Annotated in this window: 17 protein-coding genes; 9 read left to right on the top strand and 8 right to left on the bottom strand. The window is 64.7% G+C overall.

Annotated features, from left to right (window positions below; translation table 11 throughout):
• Positions 1-48: 48 nt before the first annotated feature.
• The 3 genes from ACN0SE_RS19150 (at position 49) to ACN0SE_RS19140 (ending at position 3,226) form a co-directional block, all read left to right on the top strand.
• Positions 49-2,097, top strand: coding sequence for a cation-translocating P-type ATPase (locus ACN0SE_RS19150; RefSeq protein WP_417526136.1), 2,049 nt, complete (start codon positions 49-51; stop codon positions 2,095-2,097).
• A gap of 12 nt (positions 2,098-2,109) precedes the next feature.
• Positions 2,110-2,703, top strand: coding sequence for a cation transporting ATPase C-terminal domain-containing protein (locus tag ACN0SE_RS19145; protein WP_417526135.1), 594 nt, complete (start codon positions 2,110-2,112; stop codon positions 2,701-2,703).
• A 115-nt stretch (positions 2,704-2,818) separates the two neighbouring features.
• Positions 2,819-3,226 carry a universal stress protein gene (locus ACN0SE_RS19140; RefSeq protein WP_417526134.1) on the top strand — a complete coding sequence of 136 codons (408 nt, stop codon included), beginning with the start codon at positions 2,819-2,821 and terminating at the stop codon, positions 3,224-3,226.
• Positions 3,227-3,280: 54 nt separating this feature from the next.
• Here ACN0SE_RS19140 and ACN0SE_RS19135 read toward each other — a convergent pair whose 3' ends face one another.
• The 7 genes from ACN0SE_RS19135 to ACN0SE_RS19105 form a co-directional block, all read right to left on the bottom strand.
• Complete coding sequence (locus ACN0SE_RS19135; protein ID WP_417526133.1) at positions 3,281-3,673, bottom strand: CBS domain-containing protein; 393 nt, start codon at positions 3,671-3,673, stop codon at positions 3,281-3,283.
• 77 nt (positions 3,674-3,750) lie between these two features.
• Positions 3,751-4,974, bottom strand: a complete 1,224-nt coding sequence (nqrF, locus tag ACN0SE_RS19130) for an NADH:ubiquinone reductase (Na(+)-transporting) subunit F (RefSeq protein ID WP_417526132.1) — start codon at positions 4,972-4,974, stop codon at positions 3,751-3,753.
• Entirely contained in the window at positions 4,971-5,585 is a 615-nt protein-coding gene (gene nqrE, locus ACN0SE_RS19125) for an NADH:ubiquinone reductase (Na(+)-transporting) subunit E (protein ID WP_417526163.1), read from the bottom strand. Before nqrE ends, nqrF begins: the two co-directional genes overlap by 4 nt.
• Positions 5,582-6,247 (bottom strand): NADH:ubiquinone reductase (Na(+)-transporting) subunit D, encoded by a 666-nt coding sequence (locus tag ACN0SE_RS19120; RefSeq protein ID WP_417526131.1) that lies wholly within the window; start codon positions 6,245-6,247, stop codon positions 5,582-5,584. The genes nqrE and ACN0SE_RS19120 overlap by 4 nt, the downstream gene beginning before the upstream one ends.
• Positions 6,248-6,250: 3 nt before the next feature.
• Positions 6,251-7,045: an FMN-binding protein gene (locus ACN0SE_RS19115; RefSeq protein WP_417526130.1), complete on the bottom strand. Its 795-nt coding sequence runs from the start codon at positions 7,043-7,045 to the stop codon at positions 6,251-6,253.
• Positions 7,032-7,814 (bottom strand): RnfABCDGE type electron transport complex subunit D, encoded by a 783-nt coding sequence (locus ACN0SE_RS19110; protein WP_417526129.1) that lies wholly within the window; start codon positions 7,812-7,814, stop codon positions 7,032-7,034. The genes ACN0SE_RS19115 and ACN0SE_RS19110 overlap by 14 nt, the downstream gene beginning before the upstream one ends.
• A complete protein-coding gene (locus ACN0SE_RS19105; RefSeq protein WP_417526128.1) occupies positions 7,811-9,127 on the bottom strand; it encodes a Na(+)-translocating NADH-quinone reductase subunit A in 1,317 nt (438 codons plus the stop codon). The genes ACN0SE_RS19110 and ACN0SE_RS19105 overlap by 4 nt, the downstream gene beginning before the upstream one ends.
• 215 nt (positions 9,128-9,342) lie before the next feature.
• Here ACN0SE_RS19105 and ACN0SE_RS19100 point away from each other — a divergent pair, with 215 nt between their 5' ends.
• Positions 9,343-10,395 carry a cytochrome C gene (locus ACN0SE_RS19100; RefSeq protein WP_417526127.1) on the top strand — a complete coding sequence of 351 codons (1,053 nt, stop codon included), beginning with the start codon at positions 9,343-9,345 and terminating at the stop codon, positions 10,393-10,395.
• Between the two features lie 88 nt (positions 10,396-10,483).
• Positions 10,484-11,317 (top strand): universal stress protein, encoded by an 834-nt coding sequence (locus tag ACN0SE_RS19095; RefSeq protein ID WP_417526126.1) that lies wholly within the window; start codon positions 10,484-10,486, stop codon positions 11,315-11,317.
• A gap of 221 nt (positions 11,318-11,538) precedes the next feature.
• Here the strand turns inward: ACN0SE_RS19095 and ACN0SE_RS19090 are convergent, their stop codons facing one another.
• Complete coding sequence (locus ACN0SE_RS19090) at positions 11,539-12,177, bottom strand: GntR family transcriptional regulator (protein ID WP_417526125.1); 639 nt, start codon at positions 12,175-12,177, stop codon at positions 11,539-11,541.
• Positions 12,178-12,233: 56 nt separating this feature from the next.
• Here ACN0SE_RS19090 and ACN0SE_RS19085 point away from each other — a divergent pair, with 56 nt between their 5' ends.
• The 4 genes from ACN0SE_RS19085 to istA form a co-directional block, all read left to right on the top strand.
• Positions 12,234-12,836, top strand: a complete 603-nt coding sequence (locus tag ACN0SE_RS19085; protein ID WP_417526124.1) for a hypothetical protein — start codon at positions 12,234-12,236, stop codon at positions 12,834-12,836.
• A 195-nt stretch (positions 12,837-13,031) separates the two neighbouring features.
• On the top strand, positions 13,032-13,418 hold the full coding sequence (locus tag ACN0SE_RS19080; RefSeq protein WP_417526123.1) for a hypothetical protein: 387 nt from the start codon (positions 13,032-13,034) through the stop codon (positions 13,416-13,418).
• Positions 13,419-13,785: 367 nt separating this feature from the next.
• Positions 13,786-14,181, top strand: coding sequence for a c-type cytochrome (locus tag ACN0SE_RS19075; protein WP_417526122.1), 396 nt, complete (start codon positions 13,786-13,788; stop codon positions 14,179-14,181).
• 472 nt (positions 14,182-14,653) lie between these two features.
• On the top strand, positions 14,654-15,311 hold a 658-nt coding region (istA, locus tag ACN0SE_RS19070; RefSeq protein WP_417526121.1), incomplete at its 3' end, for an IS21 family transposase.

The raw sequence follows: 15,311 nt of genomic DNA, 5'->3' as shown, positions 1-15,311 counted from the left end.
CAAAGGGGACGTTCCCGACAACCAATCTTGTCCCGGAGGCTTGCCGCGATGCAGGACCCCAAGCTTGACCAATCCCACGCCCTGACCTCGGCAGAGGTCGCAGCGCGTCTGTCCGTGACGCCGGGTACGGGGCTATCGCGGAGCGAAGCCGCACGCCGCCGCGAGCGCTTCGGGCCCAACCGATTGCGCGAACAGAAGCCGGTGAGCGCCCTGGTCCTTCTGGGGCATCAGTTCCGTTCCGTGATCGTCTGGCTGCTGGCGGCCGCGGCCGTCTTTTCGCTGCTGGTCGGCGACAATGTCGAGGCAGCAGCGATTGGCACGGTCCTGGCTTTGAACGCGGCGATCGGCTTTTTCACCGAGCTGCGTGCCGCACGGTCGATGGAGGCGCTGCAGAAGATGGCCGACGTCCGGACACGGGTGCGGCGGGATGGCCAGGAGCAGACCATCGACGCGCGCGACCTGGTTCCCGGAGACGTCGTGCTCCTTGAGGGCGGCGATGTGGTCACGGCTGATCTTCGCCTGGTTTCGGCGTCCAACCTGCAAGCCGATGAATCCGTTCTGACCGGTGAATCGGCGCCGGTCGAAAAGTCGTATACGGTATCAAGCGACCTTGCGGCGAACGAACGTCCTTCAATGGTGTTCAAGGGCACGTCCATTACACAAGGGGCTTGCGAGGCGATCGTGGTCGGCACCGGCATGAACACCGAACTGGGGCGGATCAGCCGTTTGGCAGAGAGCGCAACAGCCGAAGCCTCGCCGCTGGAGGTGCGGCTCGAGCGGCTTGGGCGCACGCTGATCTGGCTGACCCTGGTAATGGCCGCAGGCACCGTCGCGGCAGGGCTCTACCGAGGGCACGAATTTGCCGAAATGGTACGCACCGGGATCGCGCTCGCCGTTGCGGCGATCCCCGAAGGGTTGCCGGTGGTCGCCACCTTGTCGCTGGCCCGGGGCATGTGGCGGATGGCGCGCCGCAATGCGATGATCCGACGGCTCTCGGCGGTCGAGACGCTGGGCGCCACGACACTCATCCTCACCGACAAGACCGGCACCCTGACCGAGAACCGCATGACAGCGGTGCACTATCTGCTGGAAGGCGGAGAGGTCGATCTGGAAGAAGGCGCGGTGCCGAACCCTTCGGAAGCCTTTCAGCTGGCCCTGAAGATCGGCGCGCTGTGCAACACGGCCGAATTGGGCCGCGACGGCGGCGAGGACAACGGCGACCCGATGGAGCTGGCTCTGCTGAAAGCGGCCGAGGCCACCGGACAGGGCGAGCGCATATCTCTGAAGCAGCTCGCCCAACATGCCTTCGATCCACAGCGCCGCATGATGGCGACGGTCCACGATGCGCCAGAAGGCGTTTTGGTTGCCGTGAAAGGTGCCCCGGAAGCGGTGCTTGCAGCTTGTACCCAGGTTCTTGCTCCGACGGGGATAAGCCCGCTTGATGATGCGGCGCGCGCGCAGTGGCTCCGTCGCAATCAGGACGAGGCGGCGTCGGGTCTCCGCACCTTGGGCCTCGCGATGAAGCAGGCCACGGCGGCCGATGCTGATCCCTATACCGATCTGGTGCTCCTCGGCATCGTCTGTCTCGCCGATCCCCTGCGGCCGGAAATTCCGTCGGCCATTGCGGCTTGCCGGGCCGCCGGGATCCGCGTTGTCATGGTAACTGGGGACCATGCGGCCACGGCGTCCCGGATCGCCCGCGATGCCGGTATTGCGCAGGAGGATTCAGGCGTCGTCGAAGGCCGGGAGATCCTTGGGCTCGAGTCCGCTGGGGACGACCTGCTGACACGTCTGCGGGCCGCCGATGTCGTTGCCCGCGTGGCGCCGGATACCAAGCTTGCGCTGGTGGCTCTGCACCAGCGGGGGGGCCAGATCGTCGCCATGACCGGGGACGGGGTGAATGATGCACCGGCCTTGCGGAAGGCCGATATCGGGGTGGCCATGGGGCAAAGGGGCACGCAGGTCGCGCGCGAAGCGGCGCATATGGTGCTCAAGGATGATGACTTTGCCACCATCGTCGAGGCCGTGCGCCAAGGACGGGTGATTTTCGGGAATATTCGCAAGTTCATCATCTACCTGATGTCCTGCAACCTGTGAGAAGTGCTGGTCGTGGCGCTGGCCGTGGGGGCCGGGCTGCCGGCGCCGCTCCTGCCTTTGCAGATCTTGTTTTTGAACCTGGTGACAGATGTCTTTCCTGCCTTCGCGCTGGGCCTCGGGCAGGGCGACGGGCAGGAAATGACGCGCCCCCCGCGAGAGCCGAGCGAGCCCATCGTCGGCAGGAAAGAGTGGACGCGGATCGCGGTGCTCGGTGGGCTGCTGACGGTGGCGACGCTCCTGGCCTTTGCCATCGCCCTGTTCTGGCTGGAACTCGCCGCGCCAGAGGCGGTCACGGTGTCGTTCCTGACTTTGGCTCTGGCGCAGCTCTGGAATGTCTTTAACGTTCGCGACCGGGGCACCGGGATGCTGCGCAACGATGTGACGCGCAATCCCTCTGTCTGGGGGGCGCTGGCTTTGTGCCTGATGCTGATCGGCCTCGCACTCTGGTTGCCAGCGCTTTCCGAAATCCTGCGCCTGCCCACGCCGGGCACCAGCGGTTTGCTGTTTGCGTTGTTAATGAGTTTCCTGCCACTGGTGCTTGGGCAGGCGTTTGCTGGCGGGCGGGTAGGTCCGAGGGAAGCGGCTCCCCTTCGATCGCCTGCCTGATAGCATGTTGGGAGGTGTTCCGCCGGGCAAGAGCTTCCTGAAAGTCCTTGACACGGGTCAACGCAGAGACAGCAAGGCCGTGCCATGATGGAGGTCTCAAAAGGGAGAAACCGTCATGTACAATCGAATTTTGGTCGCACTCGTTCCGGATCAGTCACGGCCGGCACAGAGGGCCCTGGAAGCAGCGCGGGCGCTCTGCAGCCCCGGAGGGCGGATCGTCGCCTTGCACGTGGTCGAGGAAGTCTCACCCTATGTCGAAACCTATCTCGGAGAGCAGCACCTGGAAAAGGCGAGCGCTCAGGCGCTGGTGGAGCTTTCGGACGTCATCAAGGGCATCGAGAAGGCCGAGCCGGTTGTCGTGGTCGGTCATGCAGCCCGGACGATCCTGGAGTACGCGGGGCAGAACAACGTGGACTGCATCGTCGTCGCCTCGCACCGGCCCGAATTCGCGGACTACCTGATCGGCTCGACCGCCGGGCGGGTGGTGCGCCACGCAGAATGCTCGGTGCATGTCGTCCGGTAGCTTGTACGCCGCCCAGGACCGAAGGCGCTGGTCGCGATAACCCGGACCAGTGCCTCAGCCAAGGCGCGCCAGCAGTGCCAGCACATCCAGCCGGTACAGAAGCCCGGCCACCCGAGGACCATCCATCACCGGGAAAAGACGGTGCGGATGGTTCAGGAACATGTCGGCGGCCTCGATGACCTCGTCGTGGATATCCACCGTGACGACATCGCGTGTCATCTGATGGCCGACCACGCCTGTCCATTTCTGATAATAAGCGGCATGCAGCGCCGGTCGGAAGCAATCCTTCTGGGTCAGGATGCCCTGGAGGTCACCGCCTTCCCCCAGAACCGCTGCGCCATCCGCCTGAGCCTCGACCAGCACCGAAACCGCCGTTCTGATCGGTGTCAGAGGTGTCAGAGTGGGCGCATCTCGGCGCAGGATCGACCCGACCTTGTGGGCGGTCATGATGCGCTCTCTTCGAAGGCTGTGAGCCGGGCAGGGCAGTTGCGTTCTTTCTGAATTTCCATTGGCTGGATTTCCTTTCAGCTTCCGAAGTCGTCGAAGAAGACCGACCTTCGCTCGACACCAAGCCGGTCGAGCGTGGCGAGAACGGCCGAGATCATCACCGGCGGGCCGCAGAGGTAGTATTCGCAGCTTTCCGGTGCCGGGTGTGCGCGCATCTCGGCCGCCAGAACCTCGTGGATGAAGCCGGTGGCGCCGGTCCAGCGGTCACCGGGCGCCGGATCAGAGAGGGCCGGGGTCCAGGTGAAATTCGGGTGCGCCTCGGCGAGCGCGTCGAACTCCTCGGCATAGAACAGATCGATCGCAGAGCGCGCGCCGTAGAGATAGCGCACCCGCCGCTTGGTACCACGGCCGAAGGTCTGGTGGATCATCGCACGCAGAGGCGCCATGCCGACGCCGCCGCCGACAAAGACCATCTCTTGTTCGCCTGGATGGACATGGAACTCACCGAAAGGCCCTGAGGTGGTGACTTGGTCGCCGGGTGACAGCGAGAACAGCCAGGAGGACACGATGCCCGGCGGAATGTTCTCTTCGCGCCCGGCTGGCGGCACGGCGAGACGGATGTTCAGGACCGCTTGTCCCTGGTCCTCGGGTCTGCTGGCGAGGGAATAGGCCCGGGTGACGTCCGAGTCCGATCTGGCCTTGAGCGTCCGCAGTCCTGCGAACTCCCAAGCCTCGCGATAGCGGTCGGGCAGGTCGATGGCGGCGAAATCGAGCTGGAAGGGCGGGGCGGTGACCTGCAGGAAATCTCCGGCCTCGAAGTTCAACGGCCGGTCCTCTGGCAACCGCAGAACGATCTCGCGGATCAGCGGGGCGAGCATGCGCGTGGAGGCGACCGTGCAGGTGAACCCGCCGCCAGACGTCATGATGGCTTCGGGCAGGGTCACCGTGCAATCGCCGCGCAGCCGGGTCTGGCAGGCCAGTCGCACATGGGCGCGGCGCTCTTGCGGCGAGAGGGTGCCACGCTCGGTGGCGCCGGGAGTGCCGGCGCCTGCTCCGGTGACCGTGACCCGGCAGAGCCCGCAGGTGCCGCTTCCGCCGCAGGCCGCCGGGATCAGGAGGCCGCTGCCATGGAGGGCCTCGAGCAAGGTGCTGCTGCGGCGGGCCACGAGGTGCACCGCCCCGTTGACGGTGACATCGACGCCCCCCTCGGGGATCAGGCGACGCCGGGCGGTCAGAAGCCCGAAGGTCAGCAGGATCACAAGCGCCACGACCACGCCGCTGGCCAGCACGATCTCGGTCATCGGGCCGCTGCCATCTGCGAGAATGCGGCAAACCCGAGTGACAGCAGCCCAGTCAGAAGGAAGGCCGCGCCGAGCCCCCTGAGCCCGGCGGGCAGGTTGGCATAGGCGAGCCGGCGGCGCAGCGCGCCCAGCATCACCACGGCCAGCGCGAAGCCTGTGCCGCTGCCCAGACCATAGACCGTCGTCTGGCCGAGCGTGTAGTTGCGCTCGACCATGAACAGGCTGCCGGCGAGAATGGCGCATTGCACCGTCAGCAGCGGCAGGAAGACCCCGAAGGCCGCATGCAGCGCGGGAAGGAACCGGTCGATCAGCATCTCGACCAGCTGCACGGTCGCGGCGATCACCCCGATGAAGGCGATCAGCGCGAGGTAGGACAGGTCGACCTCCGGCATCCCGGCCCAAGCCCATGCGCCCGGCGCAAGCAGGCCGTGATAGACAAGGTGATTGAGCGGCGCGGTGCCGCCCAGCACGGCGATCATTGCAAGGCCGAGCCCAATCGCGCTTTCGGTGCGGCGCGACAGGGCGAGAAAGGTGCAAAGCCCGAGAAACAGCGTCAACGGCATGTTGTCGACCAGCGCGGCAAAGAGAAAGAGGCTCAGGGCGTCGCTCAGTCCGCCGGCTCCGGTCTGGCTGGCGGGCTGTGCTCGGGCGCTTCGGCCTGTTCCGGCAGAACGGTGCGGATCGCCCAGACCAGCCCGCCCAGCAGGAAAAAGGCCGAGGGCGCCAGCAGCATCAGGCTGAGCGGCGTGAACCATCCACCGGTCTCGGCCAGCGGCAGCACCTCGCGGCCCAGGAGTTCCCCCTTGCCAAGCAATTCGCGCAGGCTGCCGATCGTGATCAGCACCAGAGAATAGCCCAGACCATTGCCCAATGCGTCGGCCATGGCGGTCAGCGGCGGGTTGCGGCGGGCAAAGGCCTCGGTCCGGCCAAGGACGAGGCAGTTGGTGGTGATCAGCCCGACATAGACCGACAGGGCGCGGCTGATCTCGGCGAAATAGGCCTGCAGCACCTCGTCAATGACGATCACCAGCGAGGCAATGATCACGATCTGCACGATCAGGCGGATGGTATCAGGCAGGTGGCGGCGGATCAGGCTGACGATGCCGGCGGCAAGGGTCAGCACCAGGGTCAGCGAGATCGACATGGTCAGCGCGGTGGCCAGCGTGGTGGTCACCGCCAGCGCCGAACAGATGCCGAGGATCTGCAGCGTTACCGGGTTCTGCCGGATCAAGGGCGCGGTGAGCGCGGATGTCAGCGATTGAGGCCCGGCCATCTCTCAGAACTCCCCTCTGGCAATCGCGCTGAGCAAGGGGCCATAGCCCCTGGGCCCGACCCAGAAGCGCACGATGCGGGTTATCGCCGTGCTGGTGCGCGTCACGCCTGTGATGCCGTCGACCTCGTAGCTGCTGGTGGCTGTGCCGCGGGCAACGCCAAAGCGGAGCGCGCCGCCAGGGTCGCGGATCTCGGTGCCGGGAAAGGACGCCTGCCACGACGCCTCGTCGATGCGGGCGCCGAGGCCCGGGGTCTCGGAATGGCGGGTGACGACCAGACCGGCGATGGTGTTCATGTCGCCGTCGAGCGCAAGGATCGCGTCGATCCGCCCGCCATAGCCTTGGCCGGCAATCGGCAGAAGCAGCAGGGCGACGCGGTCGTCCTGGCGCCGCAGGAAGACCTGGGCATAGTCGGGCCGCTGGCCCAGCCCTGCGAGGTCTTCGCCAGCCTCGAGCGCGGTCCAATTGGCCGGATCGGCCAAGGCGGACTCCAGCGTCGCCGGCGTGACATCCGATGCTGCGCGCCCCCGGTCCAGCGCGATCACCACGCGCGACAGCTGGCCGCCCGGTTGCTCGAGCAGGGCGGCCATTCCGGGAATGCCGGCCACCAGCCCGGCGATCTGCGCCTGTTCCTCGGCGGCCCGGTTCGCCGCCTTGATCGGGCGCAGCGTCACCGTGGCCGTGCTGACCAGCGCGGCGCAGATTGCCGAGACGAGGAAGGCCACCAGCAGCGTCTTGGCGCGGCTCTCGTTGGGCAGGGCCAGCAAGCGGCGCCAGGGGTTTCTGTCAGTTCCGGCCATGACGCCTCCTGCGTTGGGCATACCAGAGCGACAATGCTGCTTCGTCGAGCAGGGGCACGGTCAGCGCGGTCAGAAGGGCGGCAGCGACGCAGAGCTGCACGTCGGCGGCGCCGGTCCAGCCCGTGGCGAACAGGGTGACAAGGCCGGCGTAGAGCAGGCCGTTCAACCAGCGCCCCAGCGGCGTCGCACCGCTGGTCGCGGGATCGGCGACCAGGAGCACCAGCACCAGGCCCGCGGTCTGGGCCGTGGCCAGCGGCAGCAGCCCCGCGGCGACGCCGGCAGCCAGCGGCAGCGCCGCGCCGAGCAGAACACCGGGTCTCATCACGCCAAAGAGCAGCCCGATCGCGGCAGCCGGCAGGGCCGCCCAGGCGACGGGGGCGACGAACTCGGGCCAGTCGAGGCCGGGAAATCCGAAGCCCAGAAACGACAGCGCCACGGTGGCTGGAGGGACGAGGTTGCGGCCCCAACCGCCAAAGATCAGCTCTCCCACCACCGTGCCGAAGCTGATGCCGAGGATGAGTTGAAAGGTCCCGAGGTCTTCGGGGGCCAGCATCGCGATGACCAGCGCGGTCACCCCTGACGCCAGCGTTGCCGGCTGGGCCCGGGCCAGAAGGAAGACCAATTGCCAGATGGCAAGCACGAGGATCACCAGAGCCAATCGAGCAAGAGAGCCCGGTGCCGCATAGACCAACCAGAAGCCTGCCAGCGGCAGATGTGCCGCCACGAGCACCAAGGCCACGGTTTCGCGATCCCACAACCCCTTGATCATGCCGCGACCTCCCGCTGGATGTCATCGAGCATCCCGCGCAGAAGGCTGGCCAGACCCGCTTCGCCGCCCAGGACGTAGTCGGCCATGGCCACGTCGTCTTCCAACAGCGACAGAAGGCCCATCCGGGTGGCGGTCTCTGTATCTCCGGCGCTGAGAGCGCGGACAAAGGGTACGGCGGGCAGCGCCCCGCCGAAGGCCTGGTCAAGCGCTGCGGTCGGAATGACCGGTCCGGGCCCTGCAGAGCGTGTCAGAGCCTGGAGCAACCAGTGGCGCGGGGCAGGGGCGGGGCGTTCGGTCAGGGCAGTGACCTGCCGGGCGCGTGGCGCGAGCCAATGGGACCTGTGGCCGTCGATCGCCGAGCCCGAAAGCAGCCTGTGCTGCCCCGGCCTGAGGTGCTGCTGCGTCAGCTCCCGCAGATCGGCCCCGGGCTGGGTGTGGACCAGCCGCGCCTGCCGCAGCGCACCGCCGGTGATACTGACCAGCCGGCTCTGCGGCAGGATGCCCGTGGCCAGCAGGTCTCCAAGCGAGGCGACATCTTCGGCGTGAATCTCCCAGACCGGCGCCCCATGAGTGGCCGGAAAGGTTTGGTGGATGCGGATGCCGCCAGAGCCCTGCGGGTGACGCCCGCCGCAGGTGACAAGCTGAACGCGCCCGCCTGGCTTCGGTGAGATGAGCGGGGCTCCGGCCTCGGCGCACAGCAGCACCGGGCCATCGGTCAGCTGCGTCAGCGCGGCAATCCCCCGGTCCAACGCCTCTTCGCGGTGCGCCAGGGCCAGGCGTGGAACTGGCGCGAGGGGCCGCGTGTCTGCGGCCATCACCATGATGGCGGCGGGTCGCTCGCCGGGTGTCGGCATGCCGCCGAAAGGGCGTCGCTGGATACAGGGCCAGACGCCGGCCCTCTGCATCAGCCTTCGCAGGCCGGCCTCTGTACCTGCCGGGGCCGTTTCGTGGCGCACTACATCCCCCAAGGCCTCCCGAAACAGCACGATTTCCGACAATTTCCGCCCGGGCCGCATACTTAGACGGGCGACGAGCCCAGCCATCGGCGCCACGAAATGCACATCTGGTGCCTGCTGCAGGCAGGCGACCGGCGCTCCCTGTGCAAGGATCGCACCCTCGTCCACGAGGGGTGTCACTCGCAGCGTCTGGCCCGCCCCGGGGGTGATGCCGGCTTCCGCCGTGACCTCGGTTTCAATCGAGGCATCACTGAGGGGAGGCGACGGGACGCGCGGGCTGAGGCCGGGATCAGGATGAAACAGAAACATACCCCTGCAGTAGCCGGTTTCCTGAGAGGGAGACTTGATCTGGAACAAATCGCACCGCCCGGCCCAGTGGTAGTTTGACCCGAACCGGAGGGCTGGCACCGACCGGCCCCGCAAATGGAGCTGACCTCATGAGACCTGCCCCTGAACACCGTCGCCTTGCAACGATCGCCGCCGGATTTGCCGTGGCGATTGCGCTTTTTCCGGGAGTGGCCCTCGGACAAGAGCAAACGCAGTCGGCCGCTGCGGAGGATGCGCAGACGGAGGTGCCCTTTGTCCTTCCCAAGGCCGGCCCCTTCACACCGGCCGACATCAAGATCGGCAACGACAAGGCGATCTCGGACTGGTTTCGTTCGGCCCATGCAGATGCGGCCGCCGAGGCCTTTACCCATTGGGATGAAGACGAGGCGATCCGGCCAGCCTGTGCGACCTGCCACTCCGGCGCGGGATTCCGCGATTTCCACGGGCTGGACGGCACCCCCGCCGGCGTGGTTGACGGGCCTATCCAGCCGGGCGGCGTCGTGGATTGTGGCACCTGCCACAACGTCGGTCTGGCCGAGATCAAGGAGATCACCTTCCCGAGCGGGCTGGTCCACCCGGTTCAGGGCGTCGAAGCCTCCTGCCTGACCTGCCATCAGGGCAGAACGGCCGGGGTCACCGTCGGCAAGGCCATCGCCGACCAGGAGATCGATACGCCGAACCCGGAGCTTCGCTTCATCAATTCGCACTATGCCACCGCCGCCGCGACCTGGCTCGGAGAGTATGGCGGGGCCGGGTATCATTATGACACACAGGCCTATTCCTGCCGGTTCTTCCATGCGCGACCGGTCTCGACCTGCAATTCCTGCCATGAACCGCACACGTTGGAGGTGGCCTTCGAGCCCTGCCTGACCTGCCATCAGGCCGACACTCCTCAGGACATCCGCATCGCGCGCCAAAGCTATGACGGCAGCGGCGATACCTCGGTCGGTATCCACAGCGACATTCAGGCGAACGCCGCGCTGCTGCTCGAGATGATCAGCTCCTACGCTGCGGACGTGGCCGGCGCTCCGGTCGTCTACGACGGCACGCGCTACCCCTATTTCTTCCTCGATGCCAATGGGGACGGTTTTGCCGACGAAGCCGATGGGTCCCGGATCGCCTATACCGGCTGGACGCCGCGCAGCCTGCGCGCGGCCTATAACTGGAAACTGGTGACAGCCGATCCCGGCAACTACGCCCACAATCCGGCCTATGTGCTTGAACTTCTGTACGATTCAATCGCAGACCTGAGCGGCCCTCTGGGAACCGATGTCGAGGCGCTGGGGATCCTGCGATAGTCGAGGTCGCTGACGATCCGTCCCGGAGCAAAAGCGGATCGGTATGGTCCCGCCTTGGCGACGCAATCAAAGACAAGGAAGAAACGGAATGACCATCAAGAAGATCATGATTGCCTCGGACCTTTCGGAACGATCCGACCGAGCGCTGCGTCGGGGCCTGACACTTGCGGCTGAACTGGATTCCGAGGTCACCTTGGTGTCAGTTGTCGACGATGCCTTTCCAGCGCATATCGCCGAGGATCTCTTGACCAAATGCCGCAATCACCTGGCATCAGTCGCGACCTACGGGGAAGGGCGCTCCTGCGATGTCCAAGTGGAGATCGGCGACCCAACCCAACGTCTCGTCGAGATGGTTACAGACGGTCGGTTTGACTTGGTTGTTGTCGGTCGGCACAGACACCGTGGCCTTCTGGACCAATGGCGCCCGACCACGGTCGAACGGGTTGTTGCGCACGCCTTGACGCCGGTGCTGCTTGTTGTGACGCCCGGAGAGGGGCCTTATCAACGTGTCCTTGCACCGGTGGCTTTCTCTCGTGCCTGTCGGCGCTCTGTCGACACGGCTTTCGAGATTGCGCCTGATGCCGAGTTCCATCTGTTCTATGCTTGGATGGCGCCGTTCGAAGGGCTGACCGGTGGCAGACATTCCGACATGGCGCGCGCCGTCGAGCGGGAAACCCGCAACCTGTCCGCCGCCTGGTCGGCTCTGGGCACTGCAGATCTGCCACCTGTGGAGCTTGTCCATGGCGGCGTGCGAAACGCCCTGGACGGGCAGAGCCGGAAATGGAGCCCCGACCTGATTGCGGTTGGTGCTCATGCCCGCAGCCTGTCCTTCACCGGATTGGGCAGCTTTGCGGCGGAGATGGTCCGTGACCCGGGAGTGGATTTGTTGATCGCAGGGGCGACAGAGGCAGCGGGCGACTGACCGAGAGGCAACGCCCGGCTAAGGTCGAAACCTTTTGGAATGGCGCGCCGTATCCAGGGGCCATGGTGAGCGTGCAAAAAGGCAACTGCTGCGTCGTGAGCCCTGCGTCCGAGACAACCTTAAATTATCGAGGAGAGAGCGGGTTCGCTTGGTCCTGAGACGAACGGCTGTGAAATAGGCCTTCGATGATCGGTCAAGCATCGCAAACAAGATTGACCAGATCAGCTCCCGGTGGGGGCCGCCATCTCGCTCTCGATCGCCGCCACCTTGCTCATCGCGTCTGCGACCGATCCGCCGTGCAGGCTCTTGGTCGTTTCGCGCAAGAGTCGTCTGAGATGCTCGGTCGTGCCCTCAGGGTCGTTTGCGAAGTCCTTCACCGACCATCGTATCAGCCGCCAATAGGCTGCACGGAAGGCATCGTCGAGGATCGGGTTTTCGACCATATCCGACAGCGCTGCGAGGAACCGCGCTCGCACCTCGAAGAAGTCCTCGACATTGGTCACGTCGTCCATATCCAGGATGCCAGAAAGGCCCGCGAGTGCCATGAAGTGCTGTTTCGGCGCGGCCGCGCGGCTCGCGCATTTGGCGATGGCTTCCAGAAGGGCCGTGGCGGCCAGAACATCTCCTGTGCGCTCCGGCGGGTTCAGGGGAACGATGATGGACCCGACCCCGGATTTCACCGTGATCAGGCGCTCGTAGCCCAAGCGCTGAAGGGCTTGTCGAACCGGGGTGCGGGAGACACCAAAGCGTTTTGCCAGTTGGCCTTCATGCAACATGCCAGCATCGGCACTGACACCCAGACAGATATCGGCGCGCAAGACGTTGGCGATGCTTTCGCTGGATTTCTCGTTTGCTTGCATTGAGGCTGGGTTCCAATTTTTCTTTGTTGTGAGGGCACTTGAAGCCTCCGGGGAACATGTATACAAGTACTGTTCTTGATGTAACCATTGCAAGCGAATTCGTCATGACTGTCATGCCCCTTGTCCGATTCGACAGAGATGCCACGTCGATCCGGGCCGTCATTCCCACGCCCATGGGGGGGCATATCGGGATGTCCGGGTTTCCCGGATTGGTCTCCGACTTGGATGGCACGCCCTGCATTGATCCAAGCCACGCGCATGAGACCTTGACCGGGTTGAAAGACGTTGGTGCCGACACGGTCATCATTCTGACGGAAGAAAGCGAGTTGCCGAAGGACGCGTTTCCGATCGTGTCCGACATCGCCAAGGAGGCCGGCCTCTCTCTCGTCTTCATGTCCATCGAGGATTATTCAGTGCCAAGCAGCACCTTCATGGCGGCCTGGCGTGAGCGTCAGCAAGAGAACCACAGGGTTCTCGCATCTGGTTCCACGTTGGCTTTGTGCTGCCAGTACGGGGCGGGGCGCAGCGGCCTGGTGGCTGCCATGCTTCTGGTCGAAGCGGGGATGACACCCGGTGACGCCATCGCACTTGTGCGGCAGCATTTCGACGAAGCCATTGAGAATGACGATCAGGAAAACTGGCTCTACAACCTCGGGTAATTCGGCGTGAAATCTGATCGGGCGGCCGCAGAACATTGGCGGGCGTCACAATTCATATGGAAATCAACGCCCTGCGTCCGGTCGCGCCACAGGTGTGCCATGTTTTCGCCACATTTCGACCACAATTTACCTGCACAACATGTATACAGGTCAACTGGGCGACAATCGCCGCGGTTGCGGGGCAGGGAGATGGCAATGTTCACGGAAAGCAAAAGCTTCAAAAAAGCGACGTGGTTCAGCAAGACTGAAGAGAAGACGCAACCGGGGTCGCAGACGTCGAAATGCGTGTCCCTGATGGACGCCCAAGTCGCGACCCGCCGGGGGGCCTCAAGCAAGATCCTTGCAGCACGGTTTGACCAAGTTCGCCGACACCGGGATTATTGCCGCGTCGAAGCCGTTGTCACGGTAACATTCCAGTACCATCCTTCCTTGCCGCCGCGCACCGAAAGGCTTTTGACCAGCGTGCCGTGTTCCTGTGCCCAAGAGGCGCAGGATCTTCGCCAGAGGTTGATCGACAGTGCCATGCGTCTCGCGGTGTTGATGCACCGCTCCGATCGAGAAGGGCAATTGAGGGCAGCGTGACATTCTTGAGCGGTTACGTCGAACGGGAGTAGACGTAGCCCGCCAGATGTCCTGAATCCAAATCGCCTAAGATCGCATTGCTCCGCCAGTGTGCCTATTCTTCGAAAAACTAATGGCGGCGGCGCAGCGTGAGCGCATCGACCTCACCAGGATACCGATCCCGGAATAGGCGTCCTGTTCCTTGTCAGGGGATGTTCTTGGCGGCGAACGGAGCCGCAGGTCAGGACGCTTCGACGGACCCCGGCGAGTCAGACGCTGCAGGCGCACACAGTGTGTGTCTTGGCCGAACTTGACCTTGATCATGGCGCGAACCTTAAAATGGATGGACTTTGGACCTGTTCACAATGACAGGAAAGGAGGCCTAGACATGCTGTCGAGAACCGCACTCACCGCTCTTTGCGTGCTTGCAGGCCCAATATCGGCTCAGGATGTGGGCATGGGGCGAGAAGACTACCTTCATTATTGTGCCGCCTGCCATGGACAGGATGCGACGGGCGATGGTCCGATGACTCTTGCCCCGATGCTCCCGCCGCCGGACCTGACCGAATTGTCAGCCCTGAACAAAGGCGTCTTTCCGATATTTGACGTGATCGCGCGCATAGATGGGCGTGACCCTTTGGTGGCCCATGGCAGCCCGATGCCGGTCTATGGTGATTTCTTCGAAGGGAAGGGAGTCACGGTTCGTGATGAGAACGGAATTCTTGTGATGACGAGCCAAGCGATTGTCGATTTGGTCGCCTATTTGCAGAGCATCCAGAAGTGATATGCTGGCGCCAGCGGGCTCGCTGTATGGACAGGATAAAGGGGTCGGATTGTCGTCCGCAGATTTTCGGAAGCGTCCACCCGGGCTCACAATCTGGTGCCAAGCCAACGCCCGGAAGGTCGTCCGTATCGAATTCGGACACGGCGAAAACGAAATGGTGAAATTCGTCGCTGGACCCGGTGCCTGCCTCACGCCGGCCGCTCAGGACCAAGCCCTCAAAGACCCGGCCCTTCCAGCAGTGCTGGACAGGCTGGATCGCACGATGCACCTCGCGGCCCTCGTTCCGGAACGCAAGTTCCAAGAAATTCTGGCCCTGGTGGGCGATCTTGGGGACGTCGTGTCAGGCGACATGACAAACTGGCCCTCTGGCGACACGAGGAACTGGTCCCCTCGCTGAGCCACGAGGGAATACTGGATGGCCTTTCCGACGACTGAGAAGCTTCCGCAGACCGAAGGTTTGCGGAGAGACGATATGAAGGAGCCGGACGACGTGTCGGCGATGTTGCGGCTGAAGTCGCTCGGCTGGGGTTCCCGCCGGATCGCAGCGGAGCTCGGCTGTTCACGAACGACCGCTCGGCGCTGGCTGAAGGAAGGGGGATGGCACAGGCCCCTGCCGCCCTCGCGCCCGAAGGCCCTGGACGGGCTGGAGAGCTGGATCGAAGTTCGGTTCCGGCGCCATGCCGGCAATGCCGATGTGGTCCGTCAGGAACTTGCGGCCGAGAAGGGCATAAAGGTGAGCTTGCGCACAGTCGAGCGGGCGGTGGCGCATCTGCGTCAGGAACTGCGGGCGGAGGCCCGGGCGACGGTGCGGTTCGAGACCCGACCGGGTCAACAATTGCAGATCGACTTCGGGCAGCGACGGGTCGAAATCGGCGGCGCGCCGCGGCTGGTGTCGTTCTTCGTGGCGACGCTTGGCTATTCCCGTCGCATCCACGTGCGGGCTTTCACCGGCGAGCGCCAGGAGCACTGGTTCGAGGGAATGGAAAGCGCCTTCGCGGCATTCGGCGGTGTGCCGGAGGAGGTGTTGCTCGACAATGCCCGCGCGCTGATCCTGAGCCATGACGTCGCCAGCCGCGAAGTCGTGGTGAACCCGAAGCTCCATGCCTTCGCCCGGCACTGGGGCTTCCAGG

The organism is Marinovum sp. (assembly GCF_048263515.1).
Lineage (GTDB): Bacteria > Pseudomonadota > Alphaproteobacteria > Rhodobacterales > Rhodobacteraceae > Marinovum.
The sequence above is the reverse complement of the archived record's forward strand: the minus strand, read 5'-3'. Positions and strand labels throughout refer to the sequence as shown.